The sequence below is a fragment of the Gloeomargarita sp. SKYB120 genome (assembly GCA_025062155.1).
GTDB lineage: Bacteria > Cyanobacteriota > Cyanobacteriia > Gloeomargaritales > Gloeomargaritaceae > Gloeomargarita.
Map to the genome: position 1 here is coordinate 1 of JANXAM010000008.1, position 17,754 is coordinate 17,754.

Annotated in this window: 20 protein-coding genes; 13 read left to right on the top strand and 7 right to left on the bottom strand. The window is 59.0% G+C overall.

Annotated elements, in window-relative coordinates; all coding sequences use genetic code 11:
* From NZ705_04490 to hemB, 3 genes are all read right to left on the bottom strand, one after another.
* Positions 1 to 578, bottom strand: a 578-nt coding sequence (locus NZ705_04490) for an NAD(P)/FAD-dependent oxidoreductase (GenBank protein ID MCS7292217.1), incomplete at its 3' end; no start/stop codon positions are given.
* 11 nt (positions 579 to 589) lie between these two features.
* Positions 590 to 1,153, bottom strand: a complete 564-nt coding sequence (locus NZ705_04495; GenBank protein MCS7292218.1) for a peroxiredoxin — start codon at positions 1,151 to 1,153, stop codon at positions 590 to 592.
* Positions 1,154 to 1,198: 45 nt separating this feature from the next.
* The gene (gene hemB, locus NZ705_04500; protein MCS7292219.1) at positions 1,199 to 2,185 is read right to left on the bottom strand and encodes a porphobilinogen synthase; all 987 of its coding nucleotides are present in this window, start codon (positions 2,183 to 2,185) and stop codon (positions 1,199 to 1,201) included.
* 99 nt (positions 2,186 to 2,284) lie between these two features.
* On the opposite strand from hemB, the gene NZ705_04505 reads away from it, so the two are divergent.
* Both NZ705_04505 and NZ705_04510 read left to right on the top strand, forming a co-directional pair.
* Complete coding sequence (locus NZ705_04505) at positions 2,285 to 2,932, top strand: LON peptidase substrate-binding domain-containing protein (protein ID MCS7292220.1); 648 nt, start codon at positions 2,285 to 2,287, stop codon at positions 2,930 to 2,932.
* An 87-nt stretch (positions 2,933 to 3,019) separates the two neighbouring features.
* Positions 3,020 to 3,325: a DUF760 domain-containing protein gene (locus NZ705_04510; protein ID MCS7292221.1), complete on the top strand. Its 306-nt coding sequence runs from the start codon at positions 3,020 to 3,022 to the stop codon at positions 3,323 to 3,325.
* Here the strand turns inward: NZ705_04510 and NZ705_04515 are convergent.
* From NZ705_04515 to NZ705_04530, 4 genes are all read right to left on the bottom strand, one after another.
* Positions 3,304 to 3,900, bottom strand: coding sequence for a hypothetical protein (locus tag NZ705_04515; GenBank protein MCS7292222.1), 597 nt, complete (start codon positions 3,898 to 3,900; stop codon positions 3,304 to 3,306). The two genes, NZ705_04510 and NZ705_04515, sit on opposite strands and share 22 nt — an antisense overlap.
* Before the next feature lie 298 nt (positions 3,901 to 4,198).
* The gene (locus NZ705_04520) at positions 4,199 to 4,849 is read right to left on the bottom strand and encodes a DUF488 domain-containing protein (protein ID MCS7292223.1); all 651 of its coding nucleotides are present in this window, start codon (positions 4,847 to 4,849) and stop codon (positions 4,199 to 4,201) included.
* Between the two features lie 33 nt (positions 4,850 to 4,882).
* Positions 4,883 to 6,040, bottom strand: a complete 1,158-nt coding sequence (locus NZ705_04525; protein ID MCS7292224.1) for a homocysteine biosynthesis protein — start codon at positions 6,038 to 6,040, stop codon at positions 4,883 to 4,885.
* The gene (locus tag NZ705_04530) at positions 6,037 to 6,759 is read right to left on the bottom strand and encodes a heme oxygenase (biliverdin-producing) (GenBank protein MCS7292225.1); all 723 of its coding nucleotides are present in this window, start codon (positions 6,757 to 6,759) and stop codon (positions 6,037 to 6,039) included. The genes NZ705_04525 and NZ705_04530 overlap by 4 nt, the downstream gene beginning before the upstream one ends.
* Before the next feature lie 119 nt (positions 6,760 to 6,878).
* On the opposite strand from NZ705_04530, the gene def reads away from it, so the two are divergent.
* The 11 genes from def to NZ705_04585 all read left to right on the top strand — a co-directional run bounded on the left by def (position 6,879) and on the right by NZ705_04585 (position 17,754).
* Entirely contained in the window at positions 6,879 to 7,400 is a 522-nt protein-coding gene (gene def, locus NZ705_04535; protein MCS7292226.1) for a peptide deformylase, read from the top strand.
* 90 nt (positions 7,401 to 7,490) lie between these two features.
* On the top strand, positions 7,491 to 7,769 hold the full coding sequence (locus tag NZ705_04540) for an NAD(P) transhydrogenase subunit alpha (protein ID MCS7292227.1): 279 nt from the start codon (positions 7,491 to 7,493) through the stop codon (positions 7,767 to 7,769).
* Between the two features lie 13 nt (positions 7,770 to 7,782).
* A complete protein-coding gene (locus NZ705_04545) occupies positions 7,783 to 9,192 on the top strand; it encodes an NAD(P)(+) transhydrogenase (Re/Si-specific) subunit beta (GenBank protein MCS7292228.1) in 1,410 nt (469 codons plus the stop codon).
* A gap of 69 nt (positions 9,193 to 9,261) precedes the next feature.
* A complete protein-coding gene (locus tag NZ705_04550; protein MCS7292229.1) occupies positions 9,262 to 9,918 on the top strand; it encodes a hypothetical protein in 657 nt (218 codons plus the stop codon).
* A gap of 45 nt (positions 9,919 to 9,963) precedes the next feature.
* Positions 9,964 to 11,160, top strand: coding sequence for a TRC40/GET3/ArsA family transport-energizing ATPase (locus tag NZ705_04555; protein MCS7292230.1), 1,197 nt, complete (start codon positions 9,964 to 9,966; stop codon positions 11,158 to 11,160).
* Entirely contained in the window at positions 11,157 to 12,122 is a 966-nt protein-coding gene (locus NZ705_04560) for an aldo/keto reductase (GenBank protein ID MCS7292231.1), read from the top strand. Before NZ705_04555 ends, NZ705_04560 begins: the two co-directional genes overlap by 4 nt.
* An 11-nt stretch (positions 12,123 to 12,133) precedes the next feature.
* Positions 12,134 to 12,847 (top strand): ribonuclease III family protein, encoded by a 714-nt coding sequence (locus NZ705_04565; protein ID MCS7292232.1) that lies wholly within the window; start codon positions 12,134 to 12,136, stop codon positions 12,845 to 12,847.
* A gap of 183 nt (positions 12,848 to 13,030) precedes the next feature.
* Positions 13,031 to 15,274 (top strand): ATP-binding protein, encoded by a 2,244-nt coding sequence (locus tag NZ705_04570; protein MCS7292233.1) that lies wholly within the window; start codon positions 13,031 to 13,033, stop codon positions 15,272 to 15,274.
* Positions 15,275 to 15,321: 47 nt separating this feature from the next.
* Positions 15,322 to 15,693, top strand: a complete 372-nt coding sequence (locus NZ705_04575; GenBank protein MCS7292234.1) for an FHA domain-containing protein — start codon at positions 15,322 to 15,324, stop codon at positions 15,691 to 15,693.
* Between the two features lie 4 nt (positions 15,694 to 15,697).
* Positions 15,698 to 16,591, top strand: coding sequence for a serine/threonine phosphatase (locus NZ705_04580; GenBank protein MCS7292235.1), 894 nt, complete (start codon positions 15,698 to 15,700; stop codon positions 16,589 to 16,591).
* Positions 16,588 to 17,754 carry an alpha/beta hydrolase gene (locus tag NZ705_04585; protein ID MCS7292236.1) on the top strand — a complete coding sequence of 389 codons (1,167 nt, stop codon included), beginning with the start codon at positions 16,588 to 16,590 and terminating at the stop codon, positions 17,752 to 17,754. The genes NZ705_04580 and NZ705_04585 overlap by 4 nt, the downstream gene beginning before the upstream one ends.

Below are 17,754 nucleotides of genomic sequence, written 5' to 3' on the forward strand. Positions count from 1 at the left end.
GTCAACACCGTGATATAGGGCGTAAACCAACTGAGCACAAATGCCGCTTCGATTTGGGACTCTTTGCCAGCAATCAGAATGGCCTTTTGGTCCCACATATCAAACCCGTCGCAGATCATGCACACGTGCAACGTGTAGCCCGCAAATTCGTAAACATTTTGCATATCCTCTAACTGAGGCAAGATGTCGATGATCCCCGTAGCGGCAATGAGATAGGTTCCCTTAAATGTGGCAAACGTCGGATTGACCTTGCCAATCTTGACCTGCACCTCAAAATGGTCGCCGCAGTCGGTCACCCCATCCACAAATCCCCGCAAGTAGTCTGCCCCCCAGTGCAAGGCCATATCCGTCGCATGACGGAGAATTTCTCGCCCCGGTGTGGTGGGGTCTAATCCCACATAATTGCGCAATTCCTGCATCCACAGGGAACGACCCTTGCCCTTTTCTATCACTAAGCACTTCAGGCCATAGCGAGCCAAATAAATGGCCGCCGAGAGACCACCCATGCCCCCGCCAGCAATGATAGCGTCATAAAGCGTATCCAAGCGCTGGCTCAGGTTTTGACTGTTGAGTTTCATCGCTCCAGTGGTTAGGTTGACACGGTACCTGTAGACACGGGAGAAAGAACTGACTGCAGGTAGTTGAGCATGGTGTCAGCATCAGACACTTCAAAGGGGTCAATCGGGCAATCGTCACTGAAGTGGGGTTCAATAAACATCTTTTCAATGACCCCATCATTAACATACATGGAGTAGCGCCAGGAACGCATCCCAAACCCCAGATTATCTTTGCGGACGAGCATCCCCATTTTGCGAGTAAATTCCCCAGAACCATCGGGCAGTAAAAACACTTTTTTGATCCCCAGTTGCTTGCCCCATTGATACATGACAAAGGCATCATTAACCGATAGGCAAATGACCGCATCAATCCCCAGCGCCCGAAACTCGTCATAGAGCTCTTCGTAGCGAGGTAGGTGGTTACTGGAGCAGGTCGGTGTGAAAGCGCCTGGCAAGGCAAACAAAACCACTTTCTTCCCGCCAAAAATATCTTGGGTTGTTAAATCCTGCCAGCGAAACGGATTGGGACCGCCAAGGGACTCATCGCGTACGCGCGTCTTGAACACGACATCTGGGACCCGCTCCAGAACTGCCATCGCTGCACTCCATGCGTTACTGCCTCCACCATACCACAGGCAGTTTTAGTGCATACCCCGCAACCAACGGGCAACATCCACCGCATGATAGGTCAGAATCATGTCCGCACCGGCCCGTTTCATCGCCGTCAAGGTTTCCAACACCACTTTTTTCTCCTCAATCCACCCTTGCTGGGCTGCTGCTTTCACCATCGCGTATTCGCCTGACACGTTGTAGGCCGCTACTGGCAAGTGGGTATGCTGTTTCACCCGGTACACCACATCCAAATAAGCCAGCGCCGGTTTGACCATGACAATGTCTGCCCCTTCAATGGTATCCAGGTCAATCTCCTTGAGCGCTTCCCGGGCGTTGGCGGGGTCCATCTGGTAGGTCTTTTTATCGCCAAACTTGGGGGCCGAGTCCAACGCATCGCGAAACGGGCCGTAGTAAGCGGAGGCGTACTTGGCAGAATAAGCCAGAATGCCTACTTGGGTGTAACCCGCTTGGTCGAGGGCACGTCGAATCGCGCCAACTCGCCCGTCCATCATGTCCGATGGGGCGACAAAATCGGCACCCGCAGCCGCTTGGGAAAGGGCCATTTTCACTAAAACTTCTACGGTTTCATCGTTCAAGATGCGCCCTTGGTCGTCCACTAATCCGTCGTGGCCGTGGGTGGTAAACGGGTCAAGCGCCACATCTGTGAAGACCAGTATATCCGGCACTACCGTCTTGATGGCCCGCACAGTGCGCTGCACCAATCCATCAGGATTGAAACTTTCACTGCCTTGGTCATCCTTTTTGGCTTCGGGAATCACGGGAAACAGGGCGATACCAGGGATACCCAACTCGGCCACCGTTTTCACTTCTTGCACCAAACGCGGCAAGGGATAGCGGAAACACCCCGGCATTGAAGGAATGGGCACCGGCTCCCCCTCCCCTTCCATCACAAACATGGGGTAAATCAAATCACCCGTGGTTAGTACGGTTTCCTGCACGAGCCGTCGAATCGCTGGATTACGCCGTAGCCGCCGGGGACGATGGGTTAACTCCATAAGAACGTGTGACTGTGACAACCATTTCTACTCTACTGCTTCCCACAGGTGCGCTACAGTAGTCAAAGAGCGCTTAACACCCCGTAACAAAATCTGCCAATGTCCAGCCTGCGTGAACTGCCGGTGTTTCCGTTGCCAGAGGTCGTCCTGTTCCCCGGTTGTCCTCTGCCGCTGCACATCTTTGAATACCGTTACCGGATGATGATGGCTTCCATCCTGGAAACGGATAAGCGATTTGGCGTGTTAATGTGGAACCCCCAGGAAGGACGGCCAGTAACCATCGGTTGCTGTGCTGAAGTGTTGCGTTACGAGCGACTCCCCGACGACCGGATGCTGATTCTCACCCTGGGGCAGCAGCGGTTTCAGGTGTTGAAATACCTGCGGGAAAAACCCTTTCGGGTGGCGCTGGTGGAATGGATTGAAGACCAACCACCAACCGAAGATTTGCAGCCCCTGGCGGATGAAGTCAGACAACTCCTGTACGATGTCGTGCAACTGTCCGCCAAACTAACCGATCAAGATGTCAGTCTGCCGGAGCGGTACCCCACGCTACCCCGTGAATTTTCCTACTGGGTGGCTAGTAACTTTCAAGGAGCGCCGCTGGAACAACAAGCCCTCTTAGAAATGCAGGATACGGCCAGTCGTTTGCGTCGAGAATCGGAAATTTTAGCGTCCACTCGCAGTCATCTGGCTGCCCGCACGGCCCTCAAAGACGTATTCAAAGACAAGATGGAACCCAACTTGTGAGTTCGGTTTTGCCCACTGTAGCTAGCAGTAGGGTTTGTTAGGGTAATAAATAGATTGTGATTCGGTGGAGAGTAACCACTAGCACCCATGCCTATGCCCGACATGGCCGAACCTCGTACAAACGGTCTGTGGGAGTACGTCCAATCCCTCTCACCTGAGGTCGTCGAACAACTCTCTCGTCCCAGCACCCCCGAAGCCCGCCAGGTGATGGAACGCAATATTATTGGCTTGTTGGGGCAACTACCGGCGGAGCATTTTCACGTGCAAATTACGGTGGATCGGGAGAGCTTAGGGCGACTGCTGGCCTCGGCAATGATTAGCGGTTATTTCCTGCGCAACGTTGAACAACGCTATGCCCTAGAGCATTCCCTTCAGGAATCCAACCCCTCTTGATGAGGCGCGAACTCCTGAATTGCCCGCACTAACTCGTTATAAGCACTGGGGGACATGCGAGCCGCCAAAACAGCCAGCAGGGGAGAGAGAGACGGTTCTGCTTCCCCCAGGGTTTTGCGCCCCAATTCACTAATCAATTGCACCAGTTGGGTCACGTCTCCCAGACTCCAATTGATCGGTTCAATAATGACTGTTTTACCGTCGCGGGTTGTGCGCTGGCGCGTGACGGGTAAACTTAACATGGCATCCACTTTGCGCTGTAACGCCCGCACGTAATCCCACTCCATTTCTCGCCATTGTTCTCGCCGCTGCCGCCAAACCTCCTGCTGGTGCTGTTGGGACTGACGGTAGTGCTTTTGCCATAGCATCGCCAGGTACTGATCCCACGCTGCCGCCCGTTCCACCCACTGCCACCGGCTGTACCAACGGTGCAAACGCTTGAGCGGAAAATCTGCCGCCAACAGCTCTAATCGCCGCTGGGCGCCCATTTCCCGATAGCGACAAAAGGCTTGATAAGCACAGTGAGGTTCGCGGGGTTGCCGCTCCCAGACCGGTTCTTGCAGCGAAGGCATCATAGGATACAGTGTAATGCGGCCCCTGGTGAAACTCCAACCAGTATTTCTACTCAGGCGCAGGGAGGCAGCGTAAAACGTCCAAAAACGCTTGGGCCTCTGTAAGGCGTCGTAGCTATAGCCAGATTACAGGGGTCGCAGGGCGTAGCCCCGTTGGTGGTTCTCTCTTTAACACCCTAAGGTGGTCTTAGCTATAAAAGCCTCTCAAGGGAGTTGGCTGGAGAGATGATGATCAGGGCAACCAAAGACAGGGCTGCCTACTACGCAAGCATACATGACTTAGCTGCAATATCAAGCCAATTTACCGGTGAACCCCACTGTAAAGAGTTTCATTTGGACGATGGTTTTCCCCCTCAACGTAGGCAATTTTTAATCCCTGGCGATGATAGGCCTCCTTCAACCGTTCAGCGCGATTCGGTTGGTTCCCAAACAAGGACAATTGTCCCTCTGGCAGGCGGTCCGACCGGTTATAGAGTCGGAGTAGGCGTTCCTCCAATTCCTCGTGATATTCCAGTGAACCATCGCTGTGGATATGGGCGATTTCCAGGTTGTAGGGGACAAGATGGGGACAGACCAAAATGGCGCGATGGCAATACAGGGGGTCTTTTTCGGCGCACATCAAGGCAATGCGATGGGTTTTGGCCCCCTTGAGCAACCGTTGAATCCCCTGTTGAAACTCGGGCGTCGCCGCAATTTTTTCATACAGGGCTTTGCCCTCAACGTAACAGGCGGGATTGGCTGGTCGCGCCCCCAATTCTTTGCCCAAAAAGACGTAATGAATTTCTGATTGGGGGAGCGCTTTTTCTAATATCTGGCGATTGAACTGGGGAAACCGCCGGCTGTAGGGCGCCGAACGCACATCTGCCACCGCAGTGATGTTATGTCGTTGCAGCAGGGCGATGAATTGCTCCAGCGAGTGATGGGAATGACCTATGGTGAATAACGGTTGCATCGCCCTAGACGAAGCTGCGTATTTCTATGCTAATTAATCCAAACCGTCCTGGGGCAAAAACGCGCGGTCTTTGGGCAGGGGCGCAACGGGTTCCGTTAGGGTAAACGTGCCCTGCTCAATCCAACGTTTGAGAATTTCTGCGACTTCCAGCGACCAGGAAATACTGACCAGGGGCGCCGTGCGAACCGACGTCCCATTAATCGTAATCCGACCGGATTTGAGCTGGGCGTAAGTCACCAACCCAAAGGTGGGCCGCACCCGCCGGGGAATCGCAAAATCCACCACCGGCACCACAATATCCTCATCCTGAACGGCACAGGCCTCAATGACTTGCTCATCCAGGACCGGAAACGGCACCCCCACTCCCAGGTACAACGACGGGCCGTAGTGCTTGAAAAAACATCCCCGCACCCAGCGCGGGTCCATCTGGTGGGCGTCCCCAATGAGAGCAACTGTAGCGGCTGGGCCGATAGGGACACGATTGGGCAACCGTTTCTGCAGCGGGAAATGCTGGGTACCCTCCCAGGCGATGTACCCCACCCCGCCGCCTAGGAAAATCCGGGTGCCGATGCCCACACACCGCAAATCCGGGTCGTTCAACAGGGGCGAGAGCGCGCCCCCACAGGCGTAGACCGCATTGCCCAACTGCGGCAGCAACGGCCCGAGATAGGTGTAGAGCGTCCGATCGCCGCCATTGACCCCCACAATGAAGTTCTGGTACAGGTTGCGGGGGTTGTAGAGGTAAAACTGGTTGATGGTGTCCTTGCGGATGCGGGTCTCCAAGCTGGCGCGGGGGTAACAGTCGGTGGCGTAGCCTGTTGCCTTTAGGGTCACAGCTTGCCCTGCAATCAAATCGGCAATGACATGACCGCCGCCCCGTTCGCTGCCTTCGATTTCCGAAGGTTGGGACGCCCCGATGACCAGGTCTACCGCGCCAAACCCCGTGTAGGCGGGAACGCCGTCTAGCCAGCAGCGCTGGAGTTTGATGGGGGGATCGGTCTGCCCCAGGTTCAAAACGGCTCCTGAGGCCTCCATCGGCTCAAAGGTCCCCGTAGTAATGACGTCCACCTCGCGGGTGCAACGGGCCACCCCCCACTCGCGAACCCGCGCCTTGAGCTCCGCCGCTGTCCAGACCACCGCCTGGCGTGCCTGGATTTTGGCGTTGATCTCGGCGATGGTGCGCTGGGTCATTCAGTCGCCGGGGCCAGGTCGTCCTCGGTGCTTCCCCGTTGCCGTCCTCGCGTCAAGGCGTTGTAGAGCATGACGCCGATGGCCTTGATGAGACTCCCCTCCAGTTCGCGGAACATCCGCATGTTCAGGCCAAAGGCGTGGTTGGCCTCCTGGACGATGGCGTTGACCATGTCCTTGTCCACCGGCAGGCTGTCGAGGGTGCGCCGGTAATGGGCCTTGAACGCTTTTTCGTCCGGGATGCGCTCAAACCGGTAAAAAGCGACTCCCTCTTCCCCCAAGTTCAGGGCGTTTTGGGCGATTTTTTTCAGGAGCTGGCCGCCGGATAAGTCCCCCAGGTAGCGCGTGTAGGCATGGGCCACCAGCAGTTCTGGCTGGGTCTGAGCGACCTCCTCGATCCGCTGCACGTAGGTTTGACCGGCGGGGGACAGTTGGATTTCCTCGCGCCACTGGGGGCCGTAGTAAAACGCCAGGTCTTTTTCCAGCGCCGGTTGCCGCACCAGTTCGGGGAAATAGATTGGGCCCACCACCGGATGCTCCCGATGCCGGGCCATGGCCGCTTCCAACGCCCCGTACACGAAATAAAAATTCGCCACCAGTTTGCGATAGGACTCTTTTTCCACCACACCCTTGAGAAAACACCGGACAAAGCCGACGTTTTCCGCCATGGTGTGGGCCTTTTTGGTGCCTTCCCGCAGGGCCAACGCCAATTGACTACTCATAATGCCAACATCCGTTTATGATGTGAACAAGGACCACCACGTGTGTTGCGGTTTCCCCCTTAACCAACCATAAAGCGTGTGTTCCCGAGTTGCTATTACAAATCGTTAAGTTGCCGCGGATGGGGACACGAACGATTCTCCAGTGCGGTCACCCGCTGCTGCACCAGCCCGCTCAACCAGTAATGGACGTGGGCGTCCCCGAAGTCCAGACCCTGGCCCAGGAGCTGGTGCAAATTTGTCAGGAGGCCAAGGGCGTCGGGTTGGCGGCCCCCCAGGTGGGCGTGCCCTGGCAAATCATGGTTGTCGCGTCGCGTCCAAATCCCCGCTACCCCCATGCGCCTCAGATGGAGCCGCTTGTCATGCTCAACCCTGAAATTGTGGCGATGGGCGGTGAACCGGTGTGGGATTGGGAAGGGTGCCTGAGCGTCCCGAATCAACGGGGGCTGGTGGCGCGGGCGCCTTGGATACAGGTGCGGTATGTCAACGTCCAAGGCGAGACGGTCACCCAGGAATTCACCGACTTCGTGGCCCGCATTGTTCAGCATGAGTACGACCATCTGCAGGGGCGCTTGTTCCTAGACCGCCAGCCGCAGCAGCTCTTGAGCGAAGCAGCCTATCAAGCCCAAGTTCTGAACGCCTGATCCCAAAAAATTTCTGTGGTTTTGCCCCCCACTCCCACCACCTATGCGATAGTAGCTGGCATCCGATGGGTACAACGCCAATGGACCACCATGGTTTCTCCCTTTGTTTCGGCGGTGTTTGTCTTTGTCCTGGCGGCGTTTGCTGGGTTTGAGGTCATCAACAAGGTTCCCCCGACGCTGCATACCCCCTTGATGTCGGGGTCGAATGCGATTTCCGGAATTGCAGTGGTAGGGGCTATCCTGCTGGCGGGTCATGCGGAGGATGGGTTGAGCGCCGCTCTGGGCATCCTAGCCGTTGCCCTGGCGACCGTGAATGTGGTGGGGGGGTTCCTTGTGACGGACCGGATGTTGCAGATGTTCAAGAAATAGAGCGAGAGCGAAGATGGACCTGCGTGCGGTGCTGCCGACAGGCATTGAATTGACCTACCTGTTGGCCGTTTCCCTGTTCATTGTGGGGATTAAGCGGTTGAGTTCACCAGCAACGGCCCGCTTGGGCAATCGCTGGGCGGCTTTGGGAATGCTGCTGGCGGTGGTGGCCACGTTGTTCCAGCAGGGGGTTGTCCACTACGGCCACATCCTGGTGGGATTGCTGGTTGGGTCGCTCGTGGGCACGTGGCTAGCCTACCGCGTGGAAATGACTGCTATGCCCCAGATGGTGGGGTTACTGAACGGGTTGGGCGGCGGCGCATCGGTGTTGATTGCCGCTGGTGAGTTCTGGCGCAGTGTGCTGTCTGAAACGGCCCTGGACAAGCCCGCCCTGGTCTCCACCGTGCTAGGGGTTTTGATCGGCGCTGTGACGTTTACTGGGAGCCTAGTCGCCTTTGCCAAGTTGCAGGGATGGATGACGGGTCAGCCGGTGGTGTTGCCAGGTCAACGCTGGCTCACGGCGGGTCTGGTGACGGGGATGCTGGCGGCTGGGGTTGTGCTGTGGGTTACGCCGCTGCATCTGGGGGCCTTTAGCGCGCTCCTATCTTTGGCGTCGGTGCTAGGGGTGCTGTTCGTCCTGCCGGTGGGGGGCGCCGACATGCCAGTGGTGATTTCCCTGTTGAATGCGTTTTCGGGTCTGGCAGCGGCGGCAACCGGGTTTATCGTACTCAATGACGCGCTGGTGGTTTCGGGAGCGCTGGTGGGCGCCTCTGGCCTGATTCTGACTCAAATCATGTGCAAAGCCATGAACCGCCCTCTGGCCAATGTCCTGTTCGGCGCGTTGACGGCTCCTCAGGCCCAAGGGTCCCTGGCGGGGGCGGCGGTCAAGGGCACTATCCGGCGCACGGATGAGGAGGAAACCGCGATGATGCTGGCCTACGCCCGTTCGGTGGTGATTGTGCCAGGCTATGGCATGGCGGTGGCCCAAGCCCAACACGTCCTGCGGGAATTGGCCGATGCCCTGGAACGGCGGGGGGTGGCGGTGAAATACGCGATTCATCCGGTGGCGGGCCGGATGCCAGGGCACATGAACGTCCTGCTAGCCGAGGCCAACGTCCCCTACACCCAGCTCTACGACATGGAGGCAATCAACCCCGAATTTGAACACACGGACGTAGTGCTGGTGGTGGGCGCCAACGACGTGGTGAATCCGGCGGCCCGCCATGACAAAAACAGCCCCATTTACGGGATGCCGATTCTAGAGGTGGATAAGGCGCGTCGGACGGTGGTGATCAAGCGCAGCATGAATCCTGGGTATTCTGGGATCGAAAACGAGTTGTTCTACAAAGACCGCACGGCCATGCTATTCGGGAATGCGCGGGAAGTGTTGACTCGCCTACTGGATGAGGTCAAGCAGTTGGCCTAGTCCCGCCAGGCCCCGTTGCCTCCGGAAAGCGCCCTACTGCACAATGGGCATGGGTATCTCCACCGACTGATGCGTCTCTCGCCCCCCGTTACTGCCAATCCGGCTCGTCATCCCCAGCACCTGGCGGAAGTCATTGCCACCAGCACGACAGAGTTTTGCGCCCAGTGTCTTGCGCCGCCAGTGTTGGACTTTCCGGCCATGCCCCCGTTTGGGTGCTGGGTGCGAGCGGCGGACAACGAAACCCAAAACCAGATCTACGCCGTCGTCTATCACGTCAGCGCCAGCCCCATTGACCAGGTCCACCGCACCCGCGCTTTGGGGTTATCCCTGGAGGAACTGCGGGAACAGCAGCCCCAGATTTTTGCCATGCTGAAGACGGAGTTTCGCGCGGTGATCGTAGGCTTCCAACCGCCAGGGCGGCGCGTGTACTACCAGTACCTGCCCCCGCGTCCGCCTCAGATCCACCAAGCGGTCTATCTGTGCGACCCTGAAGACATCATTGCTTTTAGCGAGCAACTTGACTTTTTGCGCACCCTGATGCAACTGAGTGGCGCGCCAGTGGACAACCTGGTGGGGGCGGTCCTGCGTCACATCTATCACATTCGCGGAGCCGACAGCCAGTGGTTGATCCAGGCGGGTCGCAAGCTCAGTCTCCTGCTCAAGGACGACTACGACCGACTGCGGGCCATCCTAGACCAGTGCGCCTACCAGGAGCATTGGGCCTAAGCCAAGCCCCAAACGTTATCCTAGGGACAGGACACCAGGGCGGCGATGCGGCTGTTGTTGATGACGGGCAAAGGGGGCGTGGGTAAAACGTCGGTCGCAGCGGCGACCGGTTTGCGCTGCGCGGAACTGGGCTACCGGACTTTGGTGCTGAGCACCGACCCTGCCCATTCCCTGGCCGACAGTCTAGACCAGCCTTTGGACCACGAACCCCGCCAAATTTGCCCGAACCTGTGGGGTGCAGAACTGGACGCGCTGCAGGAACTGGAACTGAACTGGGGCGCGGTCAAACGCTACGTCACGGAGGTGTTGCAGGCGCGGGGTCTCGACGGGGTGCAGGCGGAGGAACTGGCCGTTCTCCCTGGCATGGACGAGATTTTTGCCCTGGTGCGGGTGAAACGCCACTACGACGAGGGCGTCTATGATGTGCTGATTATTGATTCGGCCCCCACCGGTACGGCGCTGCGGCTGCTGAGCATTCCCGAGGTGGCCGGGTGGTACATGCGGCGCTTCTACAAGCCCCTGCAGGGGATGGCCAAGGTACTCACCCCTGTGTTTGAACCGATTTTTAAGCGGGTGATGGGGTTTTCTCTGCCCGACCAGAAGGTGATGGACGCCCCCTACGAGTTCTACGAGCAGATTGAGCAGTTGGAGCGGGTTCTCACCGACAACACCGTCACTTCGGTGCGCCTGGTAACCAACCCCGAAAAGATGGTGATCAAGGAATCCCTGCGGGCGCACGCTTACCTGAGCCTGTACAACGTGGCGACGGATTTAGTGGTGATCAACCGCGTGTTGCCCTCGACTGTCCAAGACCCCTTTTTCCAAACATGGCTGGCCAGTCAAGCTCGGTACCGCCAGGAAATTCGCGACAGTTTTCATCCCCTGCCCGTCAAGGAGGTGCCCCTGTATCCCGAGGAACTCTGCGGGCTGGCGGCCCTAGAGCGCCTGAAAAACACCCTCTATCCCGACGACGAAGACCCTACCCAAATCTACTACCAGGAACAGACGATACGGGTGAGCGAAACGCCCCAGGGCTACTGGCTGGAACTCTACCTGCCAGGCGTGCCCAAAGCGCAAATTCAATTGACGAAAACCGGGGATGAATTGAACATCCGCATCGGCAATCACCGCCGCAACCTGGTACTGCCCCAGGCGCTGGCCGGTCTGCAACCCCGCAAGGCCAGTTTGGAAAATGATTATCTGAAGATTGAATTTCCGACGGCGGAGGGGGTGACGGTGTGAATATCCCGCAGGTTCCCCTGGGCAAAAGCGACGTGAAAATTACCCCGCTTATTATCGGCACCTGGCAAGCGGGGAAACGGGGTTGGGTGGGGATTGACGACCGGGAAATCGTTGCGGCGATTCAAACGGCCCTGGAGCGGGGCATTACCACCATCGACACCGCGGAAATTTACGGAGACGGCTACAGCGAGGAACTGGTGGGCCAGGCAATCAAACCTTACCGTGACCAGGCGGTGATTGCCACCAAGGTGTTCGCTAACCACTTGGCCTACGACCAGGTGTTGCAGGCTTGTGACAACTCCCGCAAGCGTCTGGGGGTGGACGTAATCGATCTCTACCAAATTCACTGGCCGAGTGGGTCCTGGAAAAGTCCGGTGGTGCCCATCGCAGAGACCATGCGCGCCCTTGTGAAACTGAAGGACGAGGGCAAAATCCGGGCAATTGGAGTGTCAAATTTTTCGCTGGCGCAGCTCCAGGAAGCCCAACAGTACGGCCCGATTGACAGCGTGCAACCACCTTACTCCCTGTTTTGGCGGGTCATCGAGAAGGAACTTTTGCCCTACTGCGTCAAACAGGGGCTGACGGTGCTGGCCTACTCGCCTTTAGCCCAGGGATTGCTCACCGGCAAGTTCACCCGGAATCACCAATTTCCCCCCGACGACGTGCGGGCCAAAAACCGCCTGTTTCAAGGGGAATTGTACCAGCGGGCGCAGGCGGCCCTCGAACGGTTGCGGCCCATTGCCGAGTCCTACCACATTTCCCTGGGAAATCTGGCGCTGGCCTGGGTCCTGCACCAGCCCCAGACCTGTGCGATTGTGGGGGTGCGCAACCGGGAACAGGTGCTGGGGAACCTGGGTGCCTTGCACGTGCGCCTGCGACCAGAAACCCTCGCCGAATTGGATGAAATCAGCCGCCCGGTTAATGAACTGATTCCACCGGGGGCCATCCTGTGGAATTTCTAGCGGGAGGCGCGATGGTTCCCTTGGGTTCGCACCGTCAACGGCAACTGCACCGGCTGCTCCAGCGGCTGGGCGTGGACCCCCAGGGTCTCCAGTGGGATTGGCTGGACCAGGCCCTGACCCACCCTAGCTTTGACCTGCACCGGAACTACGAAGCCCTGGAGTTCGTCGGAGACGGGGTGTTGCGGTTGCTGGCGGCAGATTTTCTGTGGCAGCATTACCCTGGCCAGCCGGTGGGGGAATACACGGCCCTGCGCTCAGTGCTGGTGAGTAACCGCCTGTTGCGGCGTATTGCCGAACACTACGGCCTGGCGGAGGTGGTGCTGGTGGGTCGCGGGTTGGAACCGTCGGGGCTATGGCTGGCGGACGTCCTAGAGGCGGTGGCCGGCGCGATTTACTTGAGCAAGCGGGCGCTTGCCGTCTTGTACCCCGTGTTTTATCCCCACTGGCGACCGGAAGCCGAACGGGTGCGCCAAGACCCCGCCCGCTGGAACTACAAAAACGCCCTGCAGGAGTGGACCCAGGCCCATTACCACAGCTTGCCCATCTACCAGACCGAATCCCTAGCGGGGACGCCGGAGCGATTCCTGGCCCGCGTCTACGTGCAGGAGCAACTGGTGGGCGTCGGCCAGGGCAACTCCATCAAAGCGGCGCAGCAGGAAGCAGCACGGGTGGCGTGGGGTGTCTTAACCGGCGAGTCCGCCGATGGCTCACCGAATTGCAACTGAAGGCGGCCCATGTTATGTTAACGGACATAGCAGTATCTCACAGAATTTACGGAACTGAATGGCGGGTGTCAACGTCCCTCTAGGGGAGCTTGCAGGAGACTATCGAACGGCCACTTCGCCTGTCCAGCAACAGGGAGTCAAAATGCTGAAAAACCATTTTTGACCACGCCAAAATAGCACCCGATGTTCACGTCATCCCCGCAGGCGATCTCCCCCGATGCCCTATCCCAGGAGTGGCTGGTAACCGTCCTGAATAGCATTGCCGATGGCGTGATTGTCACGGACGGGCAGGGGCGGGTGACGGCAATCAATCGCGCGGCGCTGCAACTGACGGGGTTGACCACGGAACAGGCCCTGGGACGGCCCTTGCCCGAAGTGCTGTGTCTTTCCCATCCCCAGCAGGAACAGGTGTTGCCCGACTTGATGCAGCGGGTGTTGCAGCAGGGAGTGACCACGGGTTTGCCGCGCGATACGCGCTTGGTGCGCCCCGACGGGTTGGACTACCTCTCGGCGACCTTGACCCCCCTGGCGAAACCGGGCCAGGGAATGGTGGTGACCTTTCGGGAAATCAACCGGCACCGGCAGTTGGAGGACTCGCTGCGGGAGCAGGTAAAGCGGGAGCATCTGCTGGGGGAAATCGCCAGCCGGATTCACCGCTCGCTGGAACTGGAAACCATCCTGCAGACGGCAGTGACGGAAATTCGCCTGTGCCTGCAAGCAGAACGGGTCTGGGTCTGCCGGCTCGGGTCCGAGGGGTGGATGGAGGTGGCGCACGAAGCCACAGCCCCGAGTAGTCGTTCCTTGTTGGGCCGGCGCTGGCAGTTGACCCAGGAGGAGGTGGCGTCACGCCTGTACCGTGGGGAATCGGTGGTCTTGGCGGACCTGGAGACGACGCCTTGGCAGACCCCCTGGCTCACGGACTGGCGAGCCCTTGGCCTCAAATCGGCGCTGCTGACCCCGATCCGCCAGGGAGACCGACTGTGGGGAATTCTGGTGGCCGCCGACGGCTTGCGAGGACGCGCTTGGACCACCGCCGAACGGCAACTGGTGGAGCGCTTGGCGGTGCAGTTGGGGATTGGCATTGAGCAGGCCCAGTTGGTGCAGCAGCTACGCACCCTCAACAGCACGCTGGAGATGCAGGTGGCGGAACGGACGCGGGAGTTGCGCCAGGCGTTGGACGCCGCCCAGGTGCTCTACACTGTGACCGAGCAGGTGCGCCGGAGTCTGGATGAAGGCCAGATTTTTCGCACGGCCCTGGACTGCTTGGGGAAAACCCTGGAGGCCGATTACTGCTGGGCCGCCCTGTACGACGAGGCGCAAATGCAGGCGGTGATTGCCTACGAGTACCTGGCCCAGCCCCATGCGCCTTCAACCATCGGCACCCAGATTCCCCTGCGCCACTACCGCGAACTCTACGACCGGTTGCTAGATGGGGAGGTGTGGCGCTACCCGCCGGTGGAGTTGTTGCCGCCGGTCTATGCCCAGTTCCGGGTCAGCGGCGGCCATATGGTCATTGCACCCCTGATGGATGACCAGGGGGTGATCGGCGAACTGGGGGTGGCCTTGACCCGACCTCAGGCGGGCGTTTCGTTGGACTTGGTGCCCCACGTGGCCAACCAGTGCGCGATTGCCAGCCGCCAGGCGCGGTTGTATCAGCAGTCCCAGGCCCAGGTGGTGGAACTGGAACGGCTGCACCGGCTCAAGGACGACTTTCTGAGCACCGTTTCCCACGAGTTGCGCACCCCCCTGTCCAACATGAAGCTGGCGTTGAAGATGCTCGGGTTGTCCCTGCGCAAGGGGGGCTACACGTCAGCCAAAGCCGCCAAAATGCTGCAATACCTAGAGATTCTGGAGCGGGAGTACGAGCGGGAGGCCCAGCTCATCCAGGACTTGCTGCAGCTACGACAACTGGACAGCACCCAGCCTGCCTTGCCCCAGGTCACTTTGGATTTGCACCAGTGGATACCGGGGCTACTCAACCGGTTTCAACCCCAAGCCGAACAAAAGGCCCTGGCCTTGACCTGCACCTTAGACCCGCAATTACGCCAGATCAGCGTGCATCTGTTTAGCCTAGAGCGGGTGGTGGTGGAACTTCTGACCAACGCCCTGAAGTACACCCCCGCCGGCAACACGATTCATCTCAGCACCCGCAAGCTGGGGGATTTTTGGCAACTGGAGGTAACTAACACCGGCGTGGAGATTCCCCCGTCGGAGCTGGGGTTGATTTTTGAACGGTTTTACCGCGTGCCCCGCAGCGACCCCTGGCAACAAGGTGGGATGGGCCTGGGCCTGGCGCTGGTGCAGCGGCTGGTGACCCATCTGGGGGGCACGATCACCGCCGATAGCGGTCGCGGGCAAACCCAATTTCGGGTGATTTTGCCCCTGTCTGCGCAGACCCCCCGCGAAAATGCTAAAATGACGGACTAAGATATAGTCAAATGATGGATATAGACCTGCTTGCCGGCAGCCACCCTATGTCTCAGCCGACCCAGCCCAATTCCCTGACCCCCCTGCAGGCCCAGCAGCCGCGACTAGTGCATGTGCGCACAGGTACGGTGGTGCCCATTCCCCAGCATCGGAACGTCCTGTTGGTGGGCAAACCTAATGACTATCTCCCGCCGGACATTGACGTGGCTGGTTTTCCCGATGCCGATATCGTCTCGCGCATCCATGCCCGCCTGATTCTGGAGAACAACCAGGTGGCGATTGAGGATATGGGCAGCACCAACGGCACCTACGTCAACGGCCAGCGGTTGCGGGTGGGACAACGATACACCTTGCGGGCTGGCGACTGGATTGCGCTGGGGAAGGAGGACAAGGTCACTTTCTTGTTGCAGCAGGACTGACGCTATGGAAACTGCCCCATCCATGCCGAACGATGCCTTGGCGACCCAGGCGCCGCCCCGGTTAGTGAATTTGGAGGTCGCTGGACTTACGGATGTCGGCTGTCAGCGGGAGTATAACCAGGACTATTTCTATGCCCATACGGTGATCCAGCGCCGGCTCAGCCCCCAAGGGGAAGTGGTACAGGGCAAGGGACTATACATTCTTTGCGACGGCATGGGCGGTCATGCAGGTGGGGATGAGGCGAGCCAGTTGGCTACCCATAAGTTGGCCACGTATTTGTTGGAGCATTGGAGCGAAGGGGAATTGCCGGGACCGGATGTGATCCATGCCGGCGTCGGGGTTGCCAATCAAGCGATTTACTTACGCAATGAAGAAGAGTACCGCCGGGGCAAGGGCCGGATGGGGACAACGCTGGTGGCGGCACTGGTACAGGATAACCAAGTGGCGATAACCCATGTGGGGGACAGCCGGGCGTACCGGATCACGCAGTCGGAGGGGCTGAAGCAGCTCACGCTCGACCACGAAGTGGGGCAATGGGAAATCCAACGGGGCACGGACCCAGCGATTGCCTACAGCCGTCCTGACGCCTATCAATTGACCCAGGCGCTCGGACCTCGTCACGAGCAGACCCTGGAGGTGGACGTAGACTATTTCACCATTACAGAGGACACGGTGTTGCTGCTGTGTTCGGACGGGTTATCGGATAACGGGCTGGTGGAAAACCACTGGCAGCAGTACCTCAAACCGTTGCTGTTGCCCCAGGCGGGCCTGATTCATCTCCAGGCGGCCACGCGCCAGTTGATTGACCTGGCCAACGAACTCAATGGCCACGACAACATCACCGTTGTTCTGGTCAAGATACAGGTGCAGCCGCCGGCGTCGGCAGGGAAAGGATGACCACTACTTCTCCAGTCCTGGTAATTCACGTCAGCGAACTGGAGGCGCAAGGGATTTCCTACCATCAAGGCGCATACTTCACGTTTCAAGCTCACCGGCTGCGGAAAGGTCAATCCTTTGGGGGCCATTTGCGGGACGAGGCCATCGCGCTAGCGACCCAGTACCAGTCAGAGGGGCGGTTTTGCATCCTGGTGGAAGAAGAGGGGATGTTGACCCTGTGTCGGGAAGACCCGCCGGCAAGCACCGATACCAACGCGAAACCCCTGTTGACGGTTCCCCCCTGCCCAGTGCCGGCGTTAACCCCACCCTACCAGCACCTATCGCCGCCCGACCGGACGTTAGCTGAATTGCTGGCCCAGGTGCGGCAGCATTTTGCGCGTCGCACGGTATCGGTTGCCGGTTTGACGTGGCGCTACTGGGTAGGCGGTGCGGGCGCTCAGGCCATCCTGTTTCTCCCTGGAACTGTGCATTGGGGCGAGATGTGGTTTGCCTATCTGCACGCCTGGCAGGGGGATTTTCGGGTCCTGGCGCCCACCTATCCGGCGGCGACGCGGGTGGAACAACTGGTGGAGGGACTGCGCCAGCTCCTGAAACAGGAGCAACTCCAGCAGGTGCATCTGGTGGGGCATTCGCTGGGGGGCCTGATCGCGCTGGCGTTCCTGCGGCAATATCCGGTGCTGGTGGATAAACTGGTGCTTTCCCATACGGGTGTGGGCGCGCCCGGCTCAGACCGCGTGAAACAAGCCCGCCAAGCCGAACGGCACCTGCAAGGGATGTCAGCAACTGAGATTGCGCAGCAGATTTATGCACGGATTGCCCAGAAACACTTGACCGCCATACCAAACCAGGAATTTTGGCGAGCCTACTTCCGGGAAGTGTTGCAAGGGACGAGCAAGACGGAATTCATCCATCTCAACTGCCGGGTGGTGGCGGACTTTTTCCAGCATTACCGGTTGCGGAGCCAAGACCTCAACGACCCCAAGCGCCCGGTTTTGCTCGTCGAGGCGGACAACGACACCACCTTTACCCCCGCTGAGCAGGCCGCCTTGAAGGCGCTGTTTCCCCAGGCGCAAACCTTGACCTGTCACGGCACCGGTCACTATAGCGTGGTGGTGGCGGCTGAGCAGGTGATGCCCCGCCTGGTTCAGTTCTGGCGAGCGTAG

Coding starts and splice junctions, on each gene's coding strand:
- NZ705_04495 (MCS7292218.1), bottom strand. CDS start 1,153: ATGGCAGTTCTGGAGCGGGTCCCAGATGTCGTGTTCAAGACGCGCGTA.
- hemB (MCS7292219.1), bottom strand. CDS start 2,185: ATGGAGTTAACCCATCGTCCCCGGCGGCTACGGCGTAATCCAGCGATT.
- NZ705_04505 (MCS7292220.1), top strand. CDS start 2,285: ATGTCCAGCCTGCGTGAACTGCCGGTGTTTCCGTTGCCAGAGGTCGTC.
- NZ705_04510 (MCS7292221.1), top strand. CDS start 3,020: ATGCCTATGCCCGACATGGCCGAACCTCGTACAAACGGTCTGTGGGAG.
- NZ705_04515 (MCS7292222.1), bottom strand. CDS start 3,900: ATGATGCCTTCGCTGCAAGAACCGGTCTGGGAGCGGCAACCCCGCGAA.
- NZ705_04520 (MCS7292223.1), bottom strand. CDS start 4,849: ATGCAACCGTTATTCACCATAGGTCATTCCCATCACTCGCTGGAGCAA.
- NZ705_04525 (MCS7292224.1), bottom strand. CDS start 6,040: ATGACCCAGCGCACCATCGCCGAGATCAACGCCAAAATCCAGGCACGC.
- NZ705_04530 (MCS7292225.1), bottom strand. CDS start 6,759: ATGAGTAGTCAATTGGCGTTGGCCCTGCGGGAAGGCACCAAAAAGGCC.
- def (MCS7292226.1), top strand. CDS start 6,879: ATGGGGACACGAACGATTCTCCAGTGCGGTCACCCGCTGCTGCACCAG.
- NZ705_04540 (MCS7292227.1), top strand. CDS start 7,491: ATGGTTTCTCCCTTTGTTTCGGCGGTGTTTGTCTTTGTCCTGGCGGCG.
- NZ705_04545 (MCS7292228.1), top strand. CDS start 7,783: ATGGACCTGCGTGCGGTGCTGCCGACAGGCATTGAATTGACCTACCTG.
- NZ705_04550 (MCS7292229.1), top strand. CDS start 9,262: ATGCGTCTCTCGCCCCCCGTTACTGCCAATCCGGCTCGTCATCCCCAG.
- NZ705_04555 (MCS7292230.1), top strand. CDS start 9,964: ATGCGGCTGTTGTTGATGACGGGCAAAGGGGGCGTGGGTAAAACGTCG.
- NZ705_04565 (MCS7292232.1), top strand. CDS start 12,134: ATGGTTCCCTTGGGTTCGCACCGTCAACGGCAACTGCACCGGCTGCTC.
- NZ705_04570 (MCS7292233.1), top strand. CDS start 13,031: ATGTTCACGTCATCCCCGCAGGCGATCTCCCCCGATGCCCTATCCCAG.
- NZ705_04575 (MCS7292234.1), top strand. CDS start 15,322: ATGTCTCAGCCGACCCAGCCCAATTCCCTGACCCCCCTGCAGGCCCAG.
- NZ705_04580 (MCS7292235.1), top strand. CDS start 15,698: ATGGAAACTGCCCCATCCATGCCGAACGATGCCTTGGCGACCCAGGCG.
- NZ705_04585 (MCS7292236.1), top strand. CDS start 16,588: ATGACCACTACTTCTCCAGTCCTGGTAATTCACGTCAGCGAACTGGAG.